16 protein-coding genes and 1 pseudogene are annotated in these 19,658 nt (G+C 75.5%); 7 read left to right on the top strand and 10 right to left on the bottom strand.

Annotated elements, in window-relative coordinates; genetic code table 11:
• Positions 1–62 precede the first annotated feature (62 nt).
• Positions 63–320: a hypothetical protein gene (locus tag ACIF6L_RS24020; protein WP_396486608.1), complete on the top strand. Its 258-nt coding sequence runs from the start codon at positions 63–65 to the stop codon at positions 318–320.
• 75 nt (positions 321–395) lie between these two features.
• On the opposite strand, the gene ACIF6L_RS24015 is transcribed toward ACIF6L_RS24020, so the two are convergent.
• A complete protein-coding gene (locus ACIF6L_RS24015; protein WP_396486609.1) occupies positions 396–1,226 on the bottom strand; it encodes an SMP-30/gluconolactonase/LRE family protein in 831 nt (276 codons plus the stop codon).
• Between the two features lie 281 nt (positions 1,227–1,507).
• On the opposite strand from ACIF6L_RS24015, the gene ACIF6L_RS24010 reads away from it, so the two are divergent.
• Positions 1,508–2,413, top strand: coding sequence for a hypothetical protein (locus tag ACIF6L_RS24010; RefSeq protein WP_396486610.1), 906 nt, complete (start codon positions 1,508–1,510; stop codon positions 2,411–2,413).
• 364 nt (positions 2,414–2,777) lie between these two features.
• Here the strand turns inward: ACIF6L_RS24010 and ACIF6L_RS24005 are convergent, their stop codons facing one another.
• From ACIF6L_RS24005 to ACIF6L_RS23995, 3 genes and pseudogenes are all read right to left on the bottom strand, one after another.
• Entirely contained in the window at positions 2,778–3,797 is a 1,020-nt protein-coding gene (locus tag ACIF6L_RS24005) for a metallophosphoesterase family protein (protein WP_396486611.1), read from the bottom strand.
• Between the two features lie 194 nt (positions 3,798–3,991).
• Positions 3,992–4,918, bottom strand: coding sequence for a class A beta-lactamase (gene bla, locus ACIF6L_RS24000; protein ID WP_396486612.1), 927 nt, complete (start codon positions 4,916–4,918; stop codon positions 3,992–3,994).
• A gap of 215 nt (positions 4,919–5,133) precedes the next feature.
• A pseudogene (locus ACIF6L_RS23995) lies at positions 5,134–5,577 on the bottom strand (Uma2 family endonuclease); the annotation flags it as partial.
• A gap of 341 nt (positions 5,578–5,918) precedes the next feature.
• On the opposite strand from ACIF6L_RS23995, the gene ACIF6L_RS23990 reads away from it, so the two are divergent.
• Positions 5,919–6,584, top strand: coding sequence for a 4'-phosphopantetheinyl transferase superfamily protein (locus ACIF6L_RS23990; RefSeq protein WP_329492031.1), 666 nt, complete (start codon positions 5,919–5,921; stop codon positions 6,582–6,584).
• Between the two features lie 116 nt (positions 6,585–6,700).
• Here the strand turns inward: ACIF6L_RS23990 and ACIF6L_RS23985 are convergent, their stop codons facing one another.
• Complete coding sequence (locus ACIF6L_RS23985; protein WP_329486410.1) at positions 6,701–6,928, bottom strand: hypothetical protein; 228 nt, start codon at positions 6,926–6,928, stop codon at positions 6,701–6,703.
• A 393-nt stretch (positions 6,929–7,321) separates the two neighbouring features.
• Complete coding sequence (locus tag ACIF6L_RS23980) at positions 7,322–8,284, bottom strand: polysaccharide deacetylase family protein (protein ID WP_396486613.1); 963 nt, start codon at positions 8,282–8,284, stop codon at positions 7,322–7,324.
• Between the two features lie 274 nt (positions 8,285–8,558).
• Here ACIF6L_RS23980 and ACIF6L_RS23975 point away from each other — a divergent pair, with 274 nt between their 5' ends.
• Positions 8,559–9,506 (top strand): SMP-30/gluconolactonase/LRE family protein, encoded by a 948-nt coding sequence (locus ACIF6L_RS23975; protein ID WP_396486614.1) that lies wholly within the window; start codon positions 8,559–8,561, stop codon positions 9,504–9,506.
• Positions 9,507–9,601: 95 nt separating this feature from the next.
• Here ACIF6L_RS23975 and hemC read toward each other — a convergent pair whose 3' ends face one another.
• Complete coding sequence (gene hemC / locus ACIF6L_RS23970; protein WP_329486414.1) at positions 9,602–10,537, bottom strand: hydroxymethylbilane synthase; 936 nt, start codon at positions 10,535–10,537, stop codon at positions 9,602–9,604.
• Positions 10,538–10,814: 277 nt separating this feature from the next.
• Between hemC and ACIF6L_RS23965 the strand changes: the two genes are divergently transcribed.
• Positions 10,815–12,473, top strand: a complete 1,659-nt coding sequence (locus ACIF6L_RS23965) for a CehA/McbA family metallohydrolase (protein WP_396486615.1) — start codon at positions 10,815–10,817, stop codon at positions 12,471–12,473.
• Positions 12,474–12,757: 284 nt separating this feature from the next.
• Entirely contained in the window at positions 12,758–13,261 is a 504-nt protein-coding gene (locus ACIF6L_RS23960) for a hypothetical protein (protein WP_329486417.1), read from the top strand.
• Positions 13,262–13,404: 143 nt separating this feature from the next.
• On the opposite strand, the gene ACIF6L_RS23955 is transcribed toward ACIF6L_RS23960, so the two are convergent.
• On the bottom strand, positions 13,405–14,976 hold the full coding sequence (locus ACIF6L_RS23955; protein ID WP_396486616.1) for a hypothetical protein: 1,572 nt from the start codon (positions 14,974–14,976) through the stop codon (positions 13,405–13,407).
• Positions 14,977–15,584: 608 nt separating this feature from the next.
• Between ACIF6L_RS23955 and ACIF6L_RS23950 the strand changes: the two genes are divergently transcribed.
• Positions 15,585–15,854 (top strand): hypothetical protein, encoded by a 270-nt coding sequence (locus ACIF6L_RS23950; RefSeq protein ID WP_329486420.1) that lies wholly within the window; start codon positions 15,585–15,587, stop codon positions 15,852–15,854.
• 16 nt (positions 15,855–15,870) lie between these two features.
• Here ACIF6L_RS23950 and ACIF6L_RS23945 read toward each other — a convergent pair whose 3' ends face one another.
• Both ACIF6L_RS23945 and ACIF6L_RS23940 read right to left on the bottom strand, forming a co-directional pair.
• On the bottom strand, positions 15,871–16,494 hold the full coding sequence (locus tag ACIF6L_RS23945; protein WP_396486617.1) for a sigma-70 family RNA polymerase sigma factor: 624 nt from the start codon (positions 16,492–16,494) through the stop codon (positions 15,871–15,873).
• A 425-nt stretch (positions 16,495–16,919) separates the two neighbouring features.
• Entirely contained in the window at positions 16,920–19,298 is a 2,379-nt protein-coding gene (locus ACIF6L_RS23940) for an ATP-binding protein (RefSeq protein ID WP_396486618.1), read from the bottom strand.
• Between the last annotated feature and the right edge of the window lie 360 nt (positions 19,299–19,658).

The following is a 19,658-nucleotide window of genomic DNA, read 5'->3' as shown; positions in this document are numbered from 1 at the left end:
TACGTGACCGCAGAGCGGACGACGCGTTGTCAGTTCACGCGTCCCACTCTCCGGAGGCCCCCTTGCGCATCCCGTCCCGCACGCCGTCCCGCACCCCGCTCCACCCCGCGTTCCGCGTTCCGCTCCGCAGCGCCGCCCTCGGCGCCGCCCTGCTGGGCGCGGCCGTCCTGACCGGCGCCACCTCGACCCCGGCGGCGGCCGTGCCCCGGGAGGTCAACCAGGGCTACGTCATCCCGGTCGGCGGCATCACCGACCTCGGCGCGCTGCCCGTCCTCGGCAGCCTCGGGATGGACTTCGCCCGCCTGCTCGGGCAGTCCTGAGCCACCCCCTTCAGCACCGGGCGGCCGGCCCCGGCACCGGCCGCCCGACACTCCCGCGCTCCCGCCCCCGCGCCCTCAGGCCCGGCCGCGCACCCCTGGGACGGCCAGCTCGAACAGCCGCCCGGAGAGCGGGTGTTCCCCGCTCCGGGCGGTGGTGACGAACAGCGTGTCCAGCCCCGGCCCACCGAAGGCACAGCTGGTCGTCCGCGGCGCCGGGACCTCCACGGTGTCGAGCAGCCGGCCCTCCGGCGAGAGGCAGTGCACCGCCCCGCCGTCCCAGAACGCCACCCAGAGGTTCCCGGCCTCGTCCAGGGTCATGCCGTCGGGCATCCCCGGCAGGTGGGAGACGTCCAGCGAACGGATCCGGCGGCCGACCGGGCCGTGCTCGGGGTACTCGTAGAACCCGATCCGCCGGGTCGGGGTGTCGATGTGCCAGAGCCGGTCCGGCTCGGGCCAGGCCAGGCCGTTGGGGATGGCCAGGCCGTCCAGGATCGGCCGCACCGAGCCGTCGGACTCCAGCCGGTACAGCGGCCCCGGCTGCTGGGGCCCGGTGCGCTGCATGGTGCCCGCGACCGGCCGGCCGTACGGGTCCCGCTTCCCGTCGTTCATCCGGCGGTCCGGCCGGTCGGCCTCGACGGCGGCGAGCAGCTCCGTCCGGCCGGTCGCGGTGTCCAGCGACTCGAACCCGCGCTCGGTCGCGAGGACCGGGCTGCCCTCCGCGGCCGGCATCAACGTGCCCGGGGTGACGTCCAGTTCGAGCACCGTGAGCCGGCCGCTCGGACGGTGGAGGGTGAGGACCTCGCGGTCCGGGATGCCGATCCAGTGGATCGACTGGGCGGCCGCATCCCAGACCGGGCCTTCACCCAGGGTGAGGCAGGGGGTGTCGGCGACGGGTTCGGCACGCATGGGCATCTCCTCGGACTGGACGGCGGGCTCGACGCGACGGGCTTCCGGAAGCATCGCACCCGCCGACCGGATCGGCGGGTGCCGGGGTGCGGCGGATTCACCGGACGAGCCACACACCGCGGTCGAACAGTGTGACGATCCGATTCCGGACAGTGACGATCGGGTTTGGGTCAGCCCCCGGCGATCACCTCCCCGGCGCCGCCGCGCACCGCCACCCTGGTCCCGGCACTCTCGCGTGCCGCACCTACAGGGGAGGGCAGTTGAGGGGCACCGCCAACCGAGTGGACCTACTCCGCACCGAGGTCGAGAACGGCTTCACCGAACTGCGCGACACCGGTGACGCCCTGCGCACCGAACTGCTCAACGCCATCGTCGACGGCCTGCGCGACCACCGCGACGAGATCGTCACCGCGCTCACCAGGGAGCGGCATTCCGCCGAACAGGCCGACCGCGACACCCGGCGGTTGCAGCGCCGGCTCACCGAGGCGCGCGAGGAACTGCACCGCCTCCAGCTCCGGGCCGCCGAGGCCGCCCAGCCCCGACCCGAACCCGTCGACCCGCCGGATCCCACCTACCTCCCCGTGAAGGAGACGCCCGTGCCCGAGACCGCCCACGCCGAGGAGAGCAGCAGCCCGTCCCCCGGCATCACCGCCGAACAGGCGCAGCAGCTCATCGACCTGCTCGCCCGGCTCACCCCCGCCGAGGCGGCCGCGCCTGCGCCGGACCGGCCCGCCGCCGACGCGCCGCCCGTCGAGTCGGGCGGCGTCGCCGACCTCATCCCCGCCACCCTCGCCTGGCCCGCCCACGTGGCCACCCTGCTGAAGGCCGCCGCCGTCAACACCGTGGCGATCGCCTGCAACCCGCACACCTGGGAGTTCCTCGGCACGCGGGTGGAGGGCGCCGAACACTTCGACCAGCAGGAGGCCGCCCAGCGCCCCCGCGCCGGCTTCCAGGAGGACGAGGCCGACACCGTCCTCTCCGGGCGCAGCGTCATCGCCCTCCTCAACGCCCTGCGCACCACCGTCTACGCGGGCACCGGCCAGGACGTCGAGACCTGGGCCCTCGCCGTCACCTGCTACGAGCGCATCGCCGAAGTCGTCAACTCCACCCGCCCCGCCCGCGACGAACACGAGTCCACCCGCCCCCGCATCGTCCTGGACGACCTCACCGCGAAGACCCCCGCCTGACCCCGCCCCCACCGGACGGCGGCACCAGGCACGGCGTGGTGACACTGAGCGCCAGTCGGGCGTCCCCGGTGCTGAACACCGCGGCGACGTACCGGCTCCCGGGGTGGCGGGCCGTAACGGTGGAGTTCGGCGGCGCGGTCGACGTCTCGCGATAGCCGGAGACCGTCAGCTCTCCCCCCGGAGTCAACGTCAGATGAATGTGGGCCGCCGATTGGTGGGCGAGCCACGCGTGCGCTACGTGTCGATAAGAATGCTCATTCGACACGCTCGTCACGCCTCGTTCGGCCGGTCCGCTGGATTCCGGCGCCGGAGTGGGACGTCGGACCGGCCGGCTTCCCACTCCTCCGGTGGTCCGTGTCGGGGGCTACATCGGGGTGGCGAGGGGGACGGTGATCTGCTTCAGCCAGGTGTGGGTGGCGAAGTCGCGGGCCTTGAGGACGACGCGGTCGTTGTGGACCTCCACCTGGAGGCCCTGGTTGAAGGTGCCGGGCACGGCCGACTCGCCGCCCTGGCCGTTGTCGGTGTAACCGGTCTGCACGGCGCCGGTGTTGACCACCGAGAAGCCGTCGAGGTTGGCGGTGCCCGGAACCACGCGGCGGACGTACCAGTCGGAGAGGCCGAGGTCCCAGTGGGTGTGGCCGCAGAAGACGAAGACGTCGCGGTGGCGGCCGAGCAGGCCGAGCAGGCGGTCCGCCTGGAGGTAGTCGTGCAGGTAGAGGCTGTTCCGGCTGCCGGAGACGGTGTTCGGCAGCGGGTGATGGGTGATCACCATGACCGGCCGGCGGCGCTGCGCCCAGTGGGTGAGCCGCTGTTCGAGCCAGGTGAACTGGGTGTCGCTCAGCCACACCTCGTCCCAGAGCTTCGGGTCGTGGAAGTGCATGTAGCGCTCGGTGCCCAGGGTCAGCACCGGGATGCCGCCGAAGACGTGCTCGGAGAAGACGGTGCTGCGGCCGGCGAAGGTGTAGAAGCTGCGGAACAGCGAGTCCTCGGTGGTGCCGTTGGGCCAGGCGGCCTGGTCCAGGGTGGCCGGGTCGCGCCACTTCGGCACGTAGAACTCGTGGTTGCCGATCGCCCAGGCGACCGTCGCCGGGTGGCTCGTCCTGGCGAACTCGGCCCGGACGGCGGCGTATTCGGCGTCGTAGCCGCGCGGGGTGATGTCACCGGCGACGGCGAGGCCGGAGGAGGCGGGGTTGGTGGACCTCATGTCGCGCAGCGCCACACCGAGGTCGCCGAGGTCGCCCTGGATGTCGCTGATGACGTTGAAGGTGGTGACGGGGCCACCGGCGGAGGGCCGCGCGGCGGCCGGGGTCGCGGTGACCGCGGTGGCGGTCACGGCGGTCACGGCTCCGGCGGCGGCGGTGCTGAGCAGGGTCCTGCGGTCCACGGGTACGTCCTTCCGGGGGGAGGGCGGCGCCGTGCCGGACGGACCGGCGCGGCGCCGCCTGTGGGGATCAGACCCGTTATCTCTAAGTGATCACGCTGAACGGACCGGCGGAGACGGTGTGTACACCGCGTGAACGGCTCCCCAAGCGCCGCACCCCGGCGTGGGTCCGGGCCCGGGCCCGGACCCACGGGGTGTCAGCCCAGGGCTGCCGCCAGGAGAGCGGCCGCCTTGGCGACGAGCGGCTCGTCCGCCGCCGCGTCGGCGTCGCGCTGGGTGGACAGGACGGCCAGGACGACGGGGGTGCGGTCCGGTGTCCAGGCGATGCCGACGTCGTTGGTGGTGCCGTACTCGCCGGTGCCGGTCTTGTCCGCGAGGGTCCAGTCCTTGGGGAGTCCGGCGCGGAAGCGGGCGGTGCTGGTGGTGTTGGCGAGCAGCCAGTCGGTCAACTGCCGCCGGTCCCGCGGCGCCAGCGCGTCCCCGAGGACCAGCTTCTGGTTGGTCCGGCCGATGGCGGCCGGGGTGGTGGTGTCCGTCGTGCGCTCCGGTTCGGCGGAGTTCAGCGCGGGCTCCCACCGGTCGAGCCGCGTCACCCGGTCGCCGATGGACCGGCAGAAGCGGGTGATCGCCGTCGGACCGCCGAGCTCACGGAGCAGCAGGTTGTCGGCGGCGTTGTCGCTGTAGTCGATGGCCGCGGCGCACAGCTCGGCCACGGTCATGCCGTTGGCGAGGTGCTCGGGCGTGCCCGTGATCGGGGCGTAGCCCGAGTTCTTGACGTCCTGCTCGGTGTACCGGATCCGCTTGGCGAGGTACTCGCCGCCCCGGTCGAGGTCCCGCAGGACGGCCGCGGCGGTGATCGTCTTGTGTGCGGAACAGATGGGGAAGCGCTCGTCGGCGCGGTACGTCACGGCCCGGCCCGTGACGGTGTTGCGCCCGAACACCCCGAGCCGGGCGCCGTGCTCCCGTTCCAGGTCGGCCAGGGCCCGGCCCACCGCGTCCCCACCCGCCGGAGCGAGGCCCGCCGCATGGGCCGACCCGCCCGCCGACACACCGGCGGCGAGTACCGCCCCGGCACCGAAGGCCAGCACCGCGCGACGCCCGGGGCGCCCTGCGAAGGTCTCCACGATCGCATTCTCCTCTTGTTCGGCAACGATCCTTCGGAACTCAGGACGCCCCGGCAGCCCCACCGGTTCACCCGCTTCCCAACGGATCGTCCGACGAACGGCCCCGGCCCGCCTTCACGGGGCCCGCCGGGCTCAGAAGCCGGTCGTGTCCAGTACCAGCCCAACGGGGCGGGCAGGTGCAGCGAGGTACCGAACGGATGGGGCCCTTCCACGCGGATGTAGCCGAGCCGGCCCGGCTGCGAGAACAGTGCGCAGGTGCTTTCCTGACGGTCGACCAGGAGGTAGACCGGGGCCCCGAACTGCGAGTAACGACGCCGCTCGGCGGTCCGGTCGGTCTCACCGTTCGACGGCGACGTCACTTCGACGACCAGCACGGTCTGATCCGGCAGGAGCGCGCCCTCCGTCTTCGCCAGTTCGGCGGGTACGACCGCGAGGTCCGGTACGTAGAAGTTCTGCGTCCCGGGCAGGTCGAGGTTCCCGGAACCGGCGCGGAGGCCGAGTTCGCGCATCCGGGGCCCGATCTGCTCGCGGATCAGGTCGACGGCGGTCTCGTGGGCCCAGGACGGTGACGCAGGGGTGATGACTCCCTCGACGATCTCGACACGCTCACCCGCGATGTGCTGGATCGCGTACTTCAGGGCCTGCTCCGGATTCGGCACCTGGCTGTAGTCACCCGGACCGGCATGCGCGCTGCTCACCTGCTGCTCTCCTGTTCGGCTCTCAATCCCCTACGGAACAGTGACAGTTAGTCGCTTCTTCGATGGCGAGGCCGACGCGGCCGAAGCACTGAGCGACCCCCGGCCCGCAGAGACACAGGAGGAGCCGAGGCACTCAGTGACGTTACTGGGAGACACCGCCCGGCGTCGGCGACGCTCCCGGGACCAGACGGCCCCCAGGGCCCGGAGGCGGTGTTCGACCGTGGTCGGGCGACCCTCCTCCCGGGCGGGTCGGCCGGGTTAAGCTCACCGTCGTACGCATGCCACACATTCAGGGGGGACCTGTGATCGGCGAACTGCTTCCCGCGGCGGTCGTGGTGGAGACGGCCTACGACGACCCGCCGCAGGCACGGCTGGAGCCGGCGGAGGAGGCGGTCGTCGCCCGGGCCGTCGAGACCCGGCGGCGGGAGTTCACCACCGTCCGGTACTGCGCCCGCCTCGCGCTCGGGCGGCTCGGCGTCCCGTACCGGCCGCTGGTACCCGGCCTGCGTGGCGCGCCGAGCTGGCCCGACGGGGTGGTCGGGAGCCTCACGCACTGCGCCGGTTTCCGGGGCGCGGCCGTCGCCCGGGCGGGCGAGGTCGTCTCGATCGGTATCGACGCCGAGCCGGCCGAGGCCCTGCCGGAGGGGGTGCTGGACGCCATCGCGCTGCCCGGCGAGCAGGAGCGGAACGGCAAGCTGCTCGCGGACCACCCGGGGCTGCCCTGGGACCGGCTGCTGTTCAGCGCCAAGGAGGCCGTCTACAAGGCGTGGTTCCCGCTGACCGGCGTCTTCCTGGAGTTCTCGGAGGCCGACATCACGCTGCGTCCGGACGGCACCTTCCACGCCGTCCTGCTGGTTCCGGGCCCGGTGGTGGACGGACACCGCCTCGGGGGCTTCGACGGGCGGTGGGTCGTCCGGGACGGGCTGCTCGCCACCGCGATCACCGTCCTGCCGGGGGCACGCGGCTGACCGGGGCACGCGGGTCTTGCGTGGCGGCCCGGGCCGTCGGGGCCTGGGCCGGTTCCGGGACTACTCGGACGGGTGGGGCCGGATCGGCCGCCTGACCTGCCGGCGGCCGGCCCGGCTCAGAGTTTGAACAGCTTGTCGTAGGGCTGCACGACTCGCACCTGGTGCGAGCCGAAGTCGACCAGGACCGCGCCCTGGCCGGCGGTCTCGGTGCTGATGATGCGGCCCAGACCGTACTGGTCGTGGGTCACGCGGTCACCGGCCTCGAACTGCTTGAGGGGCGGTGGGACCTCGCTTCGGAAGGGGCTGGTGGGCAGGTGGCGTCTCGGCGCAGGTGATTTCGTCATCCCTGGAAGTATGCGCCCAGTTCGCCGTCCCCGGCCGCATCGGGGCGCCGAATTCCGGGATCCGCCCGGGCCGCCGACCGTCCGGCACCGGCCCGCCGCGAGGGTGGCCGAGCGAGCGCGGCGGCCCGCCGGGGCACCCCGTTCCGGTGCCGTTCCCCCGCGTTCCGGCCTCGTTCCTGCCCTGTTCCCGGTTGCCCCCGGCCGCTGGGCGGCTCCGCGCCGGGCACCGCCGGCGGTGGCCGCCACGCCCCGTGAGGCTTCCCGTACGGGGTGGGAGAGTTCGGACGGTCGCTTGACAAAGCCGGATCCAGCCGCGGCAGCACGGGACTGGGCGCCCGGGCGAGTCGCCCCCGGTGGCTGGGAACGCGGGCGCGCCCCGGACCGGGGCGCGGCTCAGGCCAGGGCGTCGCAGAGGCGGACGAAGGTGCGCCCCTGCGCCAGCAGCGCCGGCAGGGCCGCCGCGAAGCCCGGCGCCGTCCCGCCTCCCGGGTGGTTCATATGGGCGATCACGATCGCCCCGGGCGGCGCGGCCGCCACCTCGCTGCGGACCTGGGCGGCGCTGAAGGTGGCGCCGCCGTCGCCGTTGACGGTGAAGCCGGCCACGCGTTCGCCCAGCCCGGTGACGATCCGGGTGGCGACGTCGTCGTAGTGGGCGGTGCCGGAGCGGAAGAACCGCGGCGGCCGGCCGAGCAGGGAGGTCAGCTTCGCCGCGTTGCCCGCGATCTCGTCGTACGCCTCGCCCACGTCCCGGGTGCCCGCGATCCCGTACGCGGAGCGGCCCGCGACCGAGAGCGGCCGGTGCGCCGTCCCGTGGTTGGCGATCTCGAACAGCGGGTCACCGGCCAGGGCCTCGAACTCGGCGGGGTTGGCGTCGATCCAGCGGGCGTTGAGGAAGAGCGTCGCGGGGACACCGTTGGCCCGGAGGAGGTCGATCAGGTCCGCGTCGTAGCCGGAGCCGCCGGGGCCTCCGCAGGCGTCGAAGGTGAGCGCGGTGGTCCGTGCCCCGTCCGGCAGCCCGGTGATCACCCCGGACACCTCCAGGCCCCACTCCTCGGGCACGGCGTCCCCGTAGCGGGCCACCACCTCGGCGCGCCCGACGGCGGGCGGCCCGGCGGCGGGCGGCCCGGCGGCGGGGGCCGGGGCTTCGGCGGGGGACGAGGCGGTGGCCGAGGCACTGGGCGAGACAGTGGGCGAGGTGATGGCCGGTGCGGCCGGCGCGGCGGAGGCGGTGGCCGCCGCCACGGGCTGCGCCGTGGGCTGCGCCGCCGGTCCGCCCACCGCCCCGGCGAGGGGCCGGCAACCCGCCAGCGCGCCGCCCGCCGCCAGCACCAGGACCGTCCGACGACTCAGCCCCATGCGCCCATTCCTCCACACTCCGTCATAAAGTCAGATGAACCGCCTGTCTGTTTCTATGAATACCGATCGGCTGACACCCGCAACTCCAGGCCCAGGTCGGCCCGCCGCTCCCCCGGCCGCGCGCGAACCCCCGGCGGCGGGCCCGGGCACGGGTGCGGACGCGGGGGCGGACGCGGCTCAGGAGCAGGAAGTCGGCCGGTCCGACGTCCTACTCCGGACAGCCCAGCAGCGCCCGGCCGACGGTCCGGCCGGGCCCGCCGACCGAGGAGCCCCCGTGCCCGAACCCCACCCCACCGACCCCCGGCCCGGTGATCCACGCCCCACCGGCCCGCACCCCACCGGGCCACACCCCACCGGCCCGCACCCCGCAGATCCACACCCCGCCGAGGCCGTCCGGACCGTCCTGTCCGGGCTCGCCCTCGGGGAGTCGCCCCGCTGGCACGACGGCCGGCTCTGGCTCTGCGACTGGGGCGCCCAGGAGCTGATCACGGTCGGGCCCGACGGCCGGGCCGCCGTCGCCGCCACCGTGCCCTCGTTCCCGTTCTGCATCGACTGGCTGCCCGGGCCGGACGGCCGCCTGCTGGTCGTCGCCGGCGGTGACGGGCGCCTGCTGCGCCAGGAGGCGGACGGCGCCCTGGCCCCCTGCGCGGACCTGCGCCCGCTCTCCGACCGGCCGTGGAACGAGGTGGCCGTGGACGGGCGCGGCAACGCCTACGTCAACGGCATCGGGTTCGACCTGATGGGCGGCGAGGCGCCCGCGCCGGGCCTGATCGCCCTGGTGGCCCCGGACGGCGAGGTCCGCCGGGTGGCCGACGGCCTGGCGTTCCCCAACGGCATGGCCGTCACCCCCGACGGCTCGACGCTCCTCGTCGCCGAGTCCTACGCCGCCCGGCTGACCGCCTTCACCATCGGGCCCGGCGGCGACCTGACCGACCGCCGGGTCTGGGCCGAGGTGCCGACCTCGGCACCGGACGGGATCTGCCTGGACGCCGAGGGCGCGGTCTGGTTCGCCGACGTCCCCGGCCGCTGCTGCGTCCGGGTCCGCGAGGGCGGCGAGGTGCTCCGGCGGATCGAGCTCGACCGCGGCTGCTTCTCCTGCGCCCTCGGCGGCCCGGACGGCCGGACCCTCTTCCTGACCGCCGCCGAGTGGCCGCCCCCGCCGGGCGCCCGCACGGGCCGGCTCCTGGCCGTCGACGTGGACGTCCCGGCCCACCGTCGGTGAGCCGTCCCGGCCCGGGCCGCCGTGCCGCGGCCCCGACGGCGGTGCCCGGTCCACCGGGCGCGCGTCCGACGTGCGCGCGTCCGACGGCTCGCCGGTCAGGCCGGGACGGCGGGCCGGATTCCGTCGAGGATGGTCCGCGCGCCCCGGTCCACCAGGTCTCCGGCCAGGTCCGCGCCCAGCCGCTCGGGCTCGCTCGCGGGCCCGGTGACCGATCCGGTGACCTGGCGCCGCCCGTCGAGCGAGGTGACCTGGGCGAACAGGTGCAGCGTCCCGTCGGGCCGGGTCGTGGCGCAGGCGCCCACCGGCACGCTGCACCCGCCGTGCAGCTGCGCCAGCAGGGACCGCTCCGCGCGGACCTCACGGTCGACGGCGCGGTCCCCGACGGTCGACAGCACGTCCCGCACCGCCCGGTCGTCCACCCGGACCTGGATGCCCAGCGCGCCCTGGCCCGGGCTCGGGGGGAAGAGGTCGAGGGGCAGCGGTTCGCCGATCGCGTCCTGCCGGCCGAGCCGGTTCAGACCGGCGACGGCGAGGACCACGGCATCCAGCCTCATGGACCGCAGCTTCTCCAGCCGGGTCGGCACGTTGCCCCGGATCGGCACCGGGACGATGTCGGGGCGCACGGCGAGGAGCTGGGCGATGCGACGGGCCGCGCCCGTGCCCACCCGGGCCCCGTGCGGGAGCCCGGCCAGCGTCGATCCGCACAGCGCGTCGCGGACGTCCTCCCGGCCCGGCGGGGGCAGCAGCATCAGGCCCTCGGGATTCGCGGTCGGCAGGTCCTTCAGCGAGTGGACCACCACGTCCACGTCCCCGCGCAGGAGGGCGGCCTCCTGCTCGGTGCTGAACGCCGACCCGCCGCTGACGGCCGAGACGTTCGCCAGCAGCGACGTCCGGTCCCGGTCGCCGCCTTCGAGGATCACCCGCTGGGTGAAGGCGATCTCCGGGAACCGGCCGCGCAGCGGGGCCAGGAAGTCGCGCACCTGCGTCCGGGCCAGGGCGCTTGCACGGGAGCCGACCAGGTACGTGGGCACGGGAACCAACTCCTACGGTTGACTGCCTGTCAGTTCCATCGTAGGCGGGGCGGCCCGCTGCCTTTACAGACAGCGCGTCGGAAAGGGGCCGTACCCGGCGGGCCGTTCGCCCCGGCATACCGGCGTGCCCGCCGGCCGGCCTCCCGGGCACCTTCACCGAGCCGACCCGCTGCGGCCCGGCCCGGCTCACCGGCGGTTCACCGGCCGGGGTAGGGGGCCGGGCGTGCCGGCCGGGTGTCCGCCCGCCGCCGGTGTCCGCCCCAGACCGGAGGCTCCGATGACCGACCGCGACGCCGACACCCCCACCGAGCCCGCCCGATCCGGCTCGCCCCGGGCCGGCTTACCGCAGACCGACCCGGTCCCGGCCGGGGCACGGACCGAGCGCCCCGGGCCCGACCGGCGCGGCCTGCTCCGCACCGGGCTGGCCACCGGCGCCGTCACCGCCCTCGGCCTGGCCGCCGCCGCACCCGCCGGGGCAGCCCCCGCGCTGCCCGACCGGACGATCACCCTGGCCGGCCATCTCCCCACCGGCGCCCCCGACTTCGTCCTCCTGCCGTTCGACGTCCCGGACGGCGTCCGGGAGATCGCCGTCTCCTACAGCTACGACCGGCCGACCGTCCCCGCCGGGACCCCCGGCAACTCCTGCGACATCGGCCTCTTCGACGAGGGCGGCACCGAACTCGGCGGGCGCGGCTTCCGCGGCTGGTCGGGCGGGTTCCGCACCGAGTTCACCGTCGCCCGCGACCGGGCGACGCCCGGCTACCTGCCCGGTCCGATCCGCCCCGGCCGCTGGAACATCGTGCTCGGCCCCTACCAGGTGGCACCCCAGGGGCTCGACTACCGCGTCCAGGTGACGCTGCGGTTCGGCCCGCCCGGGCCGGAGTTCACCCCGTCCTACCCGCCGGAGCGGGCCCGTGGCCGGGGCCGCGCCTGGTACCGGGGCGACTCCCACCTGCACACCGTGCACTCCGACGGGCGCCGGCTCCCGGCGGAGGTGGCGGCGGGTGCCCGGGAGGCCGGGCTGGACTTCATCGTCTCCACCGACCACAACACCACCTCCGCGCACGGCGCCTGGGGGCCGCTGGCCGGGCCGGACCTGTTGATCGTGCTCGGCGAGGAGGTCACCACCCGCAACGGCCACTGGCTGGCGCTGGGCCTGGAGCCGGGCCGGTTCGTCGACTGGCGCTACCGGGCGCGCGACGGGGAGTTCCCGCGCTTCGCCCGGCAGGTCCGCCGCCAGGGCGGCCTGGTGGTGCCCGCGCACCCGTACTGCCCGTACGTCGCCTGCCAGTGGAAGTTCGGCTACCAGGACGCGGACGCGGTCGAGGTCTGGAACGGACCGTGGACGTACGACGACGAGTCGGCGGTGGACACCTGGGACGCACAGCTCGCGGTCGCGCTGCGCGAGGGGCGGCCCTGGCTGCCGGCCGTCGGCAACAGCGACGCGCACAGCGCCCCGCAGGTCATCGGCTCCCCGCACACCGTCGTCCGGGCCGAGGACCTCACCCGGGCGGCGATCCTCGACGGGCTCCGGGCCGGCCGCAGCTGGCTGGCCGAATCGGCTGCCGTCGGGCTCGACCTCACCGCCACCGGGCAGGGCCGCCAGGCGGGCATCGGCGAACAGCTGACCGTTCCGGCGGACGCGCCGGTGGACGTCCGGCTCGCGGTCTCCGGAGTGCCGGGCGGCACCGTCCGCCTCCTGACCGACGAGGGCCAGTTGCACCAGGAGTCGCTGCCCGCCGACGGCGTCGGCACGGTGGTCTGGCGCACCACCGCCTCGCTCGCCGCGTACGTCCGGGCGGAGGTGCGCCGGCCGAGGGCGGACGGGACGCCCGGCCGGGGCAACGCGATGGGGCCGGACCTCCCGTGGGGGCCGATGGCGGCGCTGACCAACCCGATCGTGCTGCGGACGCCGAAGCGGTCCGGGGACCGTTAGCGTCGGTCCGGCGATTCCCGGGACGATCGGTGGGAGGAGTCGTGGAGGTGCGGTGGGGGCGGCGGTCCGAGGACCGACGGGGGGAGGACTCGGAGCACCGGCGTGGACTAGGTTGATCTCCGACAGCAGTCGGTCGTGGGGACGAGGCGGCCGGCTGTCCGTAGCCGGGTCCGGCCGCCGTGCCAGGGCCCGGCCGCCGGTTCGTCTCCGGTCGGCCCGGTGCGCCGGCCGCCACCCCTCCCCCGGTTACCCCGTCCCCCCGGCCCGCGAAGGGATCAGCAGCTGTGAACCGTACGACCGTAGGTGGGCCGAAGCTCGGGGGCGGTCGGGGCGCCGGCGGCGTCGTCGTCCTCGCCGACCCGGCCGGGGCCGGGAGCGGCGCGGTCGCACCCCTGCTGGCCAACTCCCTGCACCCGAGCGTGCTCCTGCGGGCGGACGACTTCCGGCGGGCGATCCGGCAGGGGTTCGTCCCGTCGCACCTGCCGCAGGCGCACCGGCAGAACGAGACGGCCCTGGCGGCCGCGATCCAGGCCGCCTTCGCCTTCGCCACCGGCGGCTACCAGGTGGTGCTGGAGGCCACGGTCGCGCCGCCGGCGCTGGACGTGCTGCGCCGGGAGAGCCGGACGACCGGGGCGCCCCTGCACTACGTGGTCCTGCGGCCGTCCGGCGGCCCCGGGGAGTCGGACCCGCCGGACCGGCACGACGTCGACGTCGCGGCGGAGCCCAAGGCGACGGCCGGGACGGTGCTCGCCGGCCTGGGCCGGGGGGCCTTCCTGCTCGGCTGGTGAATCCGACGGGGGCCGCCCCCGGCACCCCGGTGGACGCGACCCCCGGCCGAACCTGACGACACGCGGCCCTCGGCACCCCGATCCACCGGGATGCCGGGGGCCGCGCGTCGTCACCTGCCGTCGGTGGGAGCAGGCCCGCACGATCAGCCGGCGGCCGGCTCCGGGTCGCGGCGGCGGGTGGAGACCAGCCCGAGCGCACCGCCGAGGAAGAGCAGGGCCCCGGTGGTGGTGAGCAGGATGTCGGTGCCGTCCGCACCGGTGGAGGCGAGCGAGCCGCCGCCCGGCGCGGCGGGCGCGGGCGCGGGAGCACCGCCGGCGGCCTGGGTCGGCGGGGGCGACCCCTCGGTGGCCGCGGTGGCCGGGCCGGACGCAGTGGTGGCCGTACCCGTCGGGGTCACGGGCGGCTTCGAGGTGGTGGTGGTCGCACCCGGGGTGGTGGGGGCGGTCGAGGCCGGCGTCGTGGGTACGCCCGTCGGCGCCGGTGTGACCGGGGCCGGACTCGGCGGGACGCAGGCCGTACGGGCGGGCGTCGGGGTGCCGTCGGACGGGCGGGCGGACGGCGAGGCCGACGGGCCGTCGGCCGGCGGGACCGCGTCGGCCGGGCGGGCGACGGTCGGGGTCGGCAGCGGCCAGGTGGTCCGGCCGGGGCCCGGGGGCAGCGTGGTGACGACCGACGGGCTCGGGCAGGGGCCGTCCCCACCGGGCACCGAGTCCACGTGGTAGCCGGCCACGATCCGGGTGAAGTCGTACGCGGTCTGCTGGACGCCGCTGCACGTCGCGGTGGTGAAGGTGCCGCTCGCGCACGGGCGGTCGCGGTTGACCGCCCAGAAGCCGAACCGGGCCAGGTGGTGGGTGGCGGCGAAGTCGCGGACGGAGCGGAAGTCGGCCGGGGTGAGCTGCTCGCCCTGCTGGTCGGTGCGGCCGTTCATGGAGGAGAGGCCGGAGTGGCGCCAGGCCTTGTCGTCGTCCCAGCCGTAGGCGGCGGCGACGGCCCGCTGGAGGCCGCTGACGGCGGTGACGGTCGCGGCGGCCATGGTGCCGTCATGGCTCGCGAAGTCGAACGGCATGGCCGTCCAACCGTCCACCACCAGAGCGGCCTTGGCGGCGGTCCTGATCAGGTCGGCGCCGTCGGCGTCCGGGCCGGCCGGGTCGACCGGGAAGCTGACGTAGACGAGCAGTCCGGGGTTCTTGGCCTTCAGCGTCTTCAGCGCGTCGACGACCCGCTGCCGCACCGCGGGGGTGCTCAGCTCGGTCGACTCCAGGTCGATGTCCACGGCCTGGAGGCCGTACGCGTCGACCACCTTCTGGTAGGCGGCGGCCAGTTCGGCGGCGGTGGCGCAGCGTTCGCCGAGCTTGGCACCGTCCCAGCCGCCGAAGGAGGCGAGGATCTCGCCGCCGGCGGCCCGGATCCGCTTGATCACCTTCTCGTCGGCGCCGCCCGTGAGGGCGCGGCTGCCGTCCCACTTCGGGTCGCAGCCGCCGCCGGAGAGGACGAAGGAGAGGGCGAACTGCCGCAACCCGGTGGCCTTCATGACGGCGACCGGGTCGGGGGCTTCGCCCCAACCGAGGTACTCGGAGACGGCGTTGAGGCCGACCGGGTCCGGGGCCTCGGCGGCGGGAGCCTGGTGCTGCATGAGGATGAGCGCGGCGCCGGCGACGAGGGCGGTGGAGGCCGCCGCCATCCGTCGTCGTCGGGTGAGCCGGTGTTTGGGCATCGGGACTCTCCTGGGCTGGGAGCGGACGGGCGGGCCGGCCCGGCGTCCGCCACGCGGCGCGCCCCGGCGGTAGCCCTCCCACAAGGGCACCGCCGGGGCGCCAGGGACCCGGATCCCGCCGGGGCGCGGGAGCCGGGAGTTCCATGGCCGGAGCCGGACGCTGAACCTGGGCCGGTGGGCCCGGGACACGCCGCGCGCCGTACACGGGGCGCGGCTCTCAGCAGTAGCTACGGACGGGCCACGCCTCCCGGTTCACGCTCTCCACACCGGATTGACCGTCAGAGACGCCGCACCAGGCCGGAGTTGGCACCCGCCGGAGGGCGGGTGAACCGGCGCCCGCACGGGGGGACGAGCGCCGGTGGCGATACCGCCACCCTGGAGAACGGCCCGGACCCCCGGAGTGGTTCACCGCCGCGGAGAACTTCCTGAGCCCTGAGCCCTGAGCCCTGAGCCTTGGGCTCGGGCCTGGGCGTGGGGGCCCGCCCCGTGAGCACGTCCACGTACTGGACGGCGCCCGGGCCACCGCCCTCACCGCCCGACGGCCGGTTCCGCACCCTCACCCCCACCGCCGAGGTGCGCCCACCGGCCCCGACGACCAGAGTGAGGTGGTGAGCATCCTGGTACTCCTCGAACCCGAACTCGTCCGCACCTCGACAGCGAGCGGCGGCACCGACTACGTCGAGGTCGTGCGCGCCGTCCACGCGGCCCGGGCCGCCCCGGCGCCGGCCGGTCGGCCCGAGGAACTGACCCTCTGCGGCATGGGAACGGACCGGATGCGCCGCGACCCGTACCGGGCGCCCGACCCCGACGCGCCGTGGTACCCGCCGAAGTGGAGCGGCCAGGTGTGCCCGTACTGCGACCGCGTGGTCCGCACCTGAGTGCGGACCGGGGCGGCTACCCCGCGGCGACCATGCCGCGGGCTTCGAGGATCGGGCGCAGCGCGCGGACCGCGTAGAAGCTGCGGGACTTGACGGTGCCGACCGGGACGCCGAGGACGGCGGCGGCCTCGGCCATCGAGCGGCCGTGCATGTGCAGCTCGACCAGGACGTCGCGGTGGTGCGGCTGCAGCTCGGCGAGCGCGATCGCCATGTCCTGGGCGGCGAGCACCTCGTCGTAGGGGTCGTGGGTGCCGGCGTGCTCCTCGGGAGCGTCGTCGGCGACCTCCTGGGCGCGGGCGGCCTGCATCCGGAAGTGGTCGATGGCGATCCGGCGGGCCACCGTGAACAGCCACGGACGGCTGTACTCGGGGCCCCGGCGGATGGCGGCCGGGTTCTGCCAGGCGCGCAGCAGGGTTTCCTGCACGATGTCCTCGGCCTTGCCCCGGTCGCCGCTGGTGACGCGCAGCATCGCGCGCAGCAGGTAGCCGCCGTGCAGGCGGTACAGCTCGGCCAGGGTCTGCTGGTCGAGGGTGGGCCGGTCCGCACGGCTGACGGGAGCGCCCGGGGCACCCCCGGCCTCCCCGGCCTCCCCGGCTGCCCGATGGGTGTCCTCGGCGTGAACGGTAGCGTCGATGGCCACGGCGGTTGAGTCCCTCGCAACGGTTGGTCGATATGTCGGGACGAGCCGGTGCGGCTGTCCCTCCCCCCTTGCTGGGACACATTTCCAGCCACGGCCAAGACCGGACCAACGCTGCGCCAACGAACCTCACGCCAGGGCGTTGGCGGCGGGAGGGGCGTGCGCCGCTCCCCGTACCGCGACCGCAGGGCGGCCGATGTCACGCCCCGGCGGCGGAAGCACCCGGTCGGCCGGGGCCCGCGGCCGCTTCCACTCCCTACCCACGGCCGGACCCGGCCGCGCGGTTCACCGGCCGCGCGGTTCACCGGTGGCCGATCACCGGCCGCGCGGTTCACCGGTGGCCGATCACCGGCGGGCGGTGGGCACCCCGGGCCGACCGGGCCGCCGCCCCGGGCCGACCGGCACGGCCGGGGCGGAGCGGCGGAGCGTCAGCCGGTGCGCCGGTGGTTCCCGCGGGCGCCCTCGGCGGTGAGGTCGGTCAGTGCCGTGGTCAGCAGCTCGCGGGCCTCGTCCGCACGGTCCAGCTCGATCAGGGCGGTGCCCAGCTCGGTGAGGGTCTGGGTCATGCTGTCGGGCTGCCCGGCCCCCTCGAAGTGGCCGAGGGCCTGGCGGTAGGCGGTCTCCGCCTCGGACCACTCCAGCAGTGCGGAGTGGTCGAGGCCGACCTCGTGGGCGGCGAACCCGGCCAACAGGTGGACGATGTGCGGGGAGGAGCCGTCCAGCCACCCGAGGATCTCGGCGACGAGCAGCCGGTGGCTCTCCAGCGCCTCCCGGGGCCGGCCGGACTCCCGCAGGCAGGAGCCGACGCAGCGCAGCGCCACGATCCGCCCCACCTCGGCGGACCGGCCCTCGAGCGAGGTGAACACCTCGGCGGCCTGGCGGTAGGAGTCCATCGCCTCCTCCGGCCGGTGCAGCCGGCGCAGGGCGGTGGCGCAGTAGGCGAGGGCCCAGGCCTCCTGCTGGGCGTCGCCGATCCGGCGGGCCAGGTCCAGGGCCTCCGAGGCGACCGCGAGCCCCGACCGGTAGCGGTGCAGGCAGGTGATGTGGGACCAGGCCAGGTAGTTCAGGTGGACGGCCTCGGCGAGCCGGTCGCCGACGGCGCGGGCGGAGTCCGCCGAGAGCCGGAAGACCTCGGCCCAGACGTCCCAGTGCAGCAGGCTGTCGGAGAACCAGTGCATGGCCTCGGCGGTGTCCACCACCTGCCGGTGCCGGCCGGTGGCGTTCGCGTGCTGCAGGGCGGCCAGCCACTCGGGGTGCTCCTCCTCCAGCCAGCGCCGGGCGTCGGCGAGGGTGACCGGGGCGGTGGCCGGATCCGGGTCGGCCGATTCGGCGCCGGCGTGCTCGGCGCCCTCCACGTCGAACCGCAGACCGGCGGCGGCGGCCCGGCGCAGCAACCGGTCGCCGGCCTGCTCGCGGGCGGCCTCCAGGGCCTGCGGGCCGTCGTCGGCGGCGAGCCGCTCGCCCGCGTAGAGGCGGACCAGGTCGTGCAGGCGGTAGCGCTCGGGGGTCGCGGCGGGCTGCAGCAGTCCGGCGTCGGCGAGTTCCTCCAGCCGGCGGTCGGTCTGCTGGACGGGAAGGCCCGCGTAGGCGGCGACGGTGGCGGCGGTGAAGTCCTTTCCCGCCGACAGCGAGCAGCGGCGCAGGACCAGCGCGGTGGCGGCGGGGAGCTTGCGGTAGGAGAGCGCGAAGGCCGCGCGCACCCGCAGGTCACCGGCCTCCAGCACGTCCAACCGGTACTCCTCGGCGGCGAGTTGGCGGACCAGGTGACTGACGGGCTGCTGCGGGCGGGCCACCAGCCGCTGTCCGGCGATCCGCAGGGCGAGCGGCAGGTGGCCGCAGAGCCGGGCGAGTTCGGCGGCGGCGTCGGGTTCGGCCGCGAGCCGCTCGGGGCCGGCGATCCGGGCCAGCAGGGCGGCCGACTCGCCGGGGGCGAGGACGTCCAGCGGCAGGCGGTGCACCGATTCCAGGCCGGGCAGCACGTGCCGGCTGGTGATGATCGTCAGGGCCGGGCCGGAGCCCGGTAGGAGCAGGCGGACCTGTGCCTCGTCGGCGGCGTTGTCCAGGATCAGGACGAGGCGCCGCTCCCGGACCAGGGTGCGGAACAGGCTGGCGCGCTCCTCGGTGTCGGCGGGCACCGAGCGGTCGGCGACGCCGAGGGCGCGGAGGATCTGGCCGAGGGCGTCGCGCGGTGCGAGCGGCGTCGGAGCCATCCCGCGCAGGTCGAGGGAGAGCTGGCCGTCGGGGAACTGCGGGGCCAGGGTGTGGGCGGCGTGCAGGGCGAAGGCGGTCTTGCCCAGGCCGGGCTGACCGTAGGCGAGCACGATCCGGGGGTGTGCCGGATCGGCGTCCCGGACCAGCCGGTGCAGCCGGGCCAGGGCGTCCTCCCGGGCGGTGAAGTCGGCGATGTCCCGGGGCAGCGCGAGTGCGGAGAACACCGCCTCGGCCGGGCTGTCGCTCCCGGCATCGGTCGCGGTCGCGGGCACGGGCACGGTCTCGGGCGCAGTCGCGGGGGCGTCCACGGCGGCGGGCGTCTCGGGGGCGGCGGGCGCGGCGGTCCCGGGGGCCGGGCGCGGGGCCCTCGCGCGGGTGGGGGTGCGCCGGGGACGCCCGTCGCGGGCGGCCCGGTCGAGCGCGGCGGTCCGGTCCGGGTCGAGGCGCAGCGCGACGGCCAGGGCCTGCACGGTGCGCTGCTGCGGTCCCCGGGTGCGGCCGCGCTCCATGTCGCCGAGCGCGCGCAGGCTGATCCCGGCCGCCCGGGCCAGCTCGGCCTGCGTCAGACCGGCCAGTACCCGGAAGCGTGCCAGCAACAGGCAGAACTCCTCCGCCGCGGCGGAACTGCCTGTCGCTATGCCCTGCGGGCTGCCTGCGGGGTTGCCTGTCGCACCCATCGCCACCCCTGTCACTCACGGTGTCGGCCTCTTCACCGAACACGTCAGGTCAGACAGTATGCACTGGTCAAAGTCGTGATCTTGCACCGGATCGGCCCGCGCCCGGCCGCTCGGTGGCGCCCCGGCCGGAGCCGGGCCGCCGGTCCGCCCGCTCGGGAACGGGATGGGCGGAACACGATGCGCCGTCACCTGCGGGGCGTTGGCTCCACCGCTACTTCCGCCTGTGGTTCTGCCCATCCCCGCACACGAAGGTGCCCAGAACCGCCCGCCGTCCGCACG

This window comes from Kitasatospora sp. NPDC086009 (genome assembly GCF_044540385.1).
GTDB lineage: Bacteria > Actinomycetota > Actinomycetes > Streptomycetales > Streptomycetaceae > Kitasatospora.
The sequence above is the reverse complement of the archived record's forward strand: the minus strand, read 5'-3'. Positions and strand labels throughout refer to the sequence as shown.

What these genes read in the sequence shown, in the direction of transcription:
- ACIF6L_RS23980 (WP_396486613.1), bottom strand. Translation starts at nt 8,284, where the DNA reads ATGGGGCTGAGTCGTCGGACGGTCCTGGTGCTGGCGGCGGGCGGCGCG.
- ACIF6L_RS23985 (WP_329486410.1), bottom strand. Translation starts at nt 6,928, where the DNA reads ATGACGAAATCACCTGCGCCGAGACGCCACCTGCCCACCAGCCCCTTC.
- ACIF6L_RS23955 (WP_396486616.1), bottom strand. Translation starts at nt 14,976, where the DNA reads ATGCCCAAACACCGGCTCACCCGACGACGACGGATGGCGGCGGCCTCC.
- ACIF6L_RS24015 (WP_396486609.1), bottom strand. Translation starts at nt 1,226, where the DNA reads ATGCGTGCCGAACCCGTCGCCGACACCCCCTGCCTCACCCTGGGTGAA.
- ACIF6L_RS23965 (WP_396486615.1), top strand. Translation starts at nt 10,815, where the DNA reads ATGACCGACCGCGACGCCGACACCCCCACCGAGCCCGCCCGATCCGGC.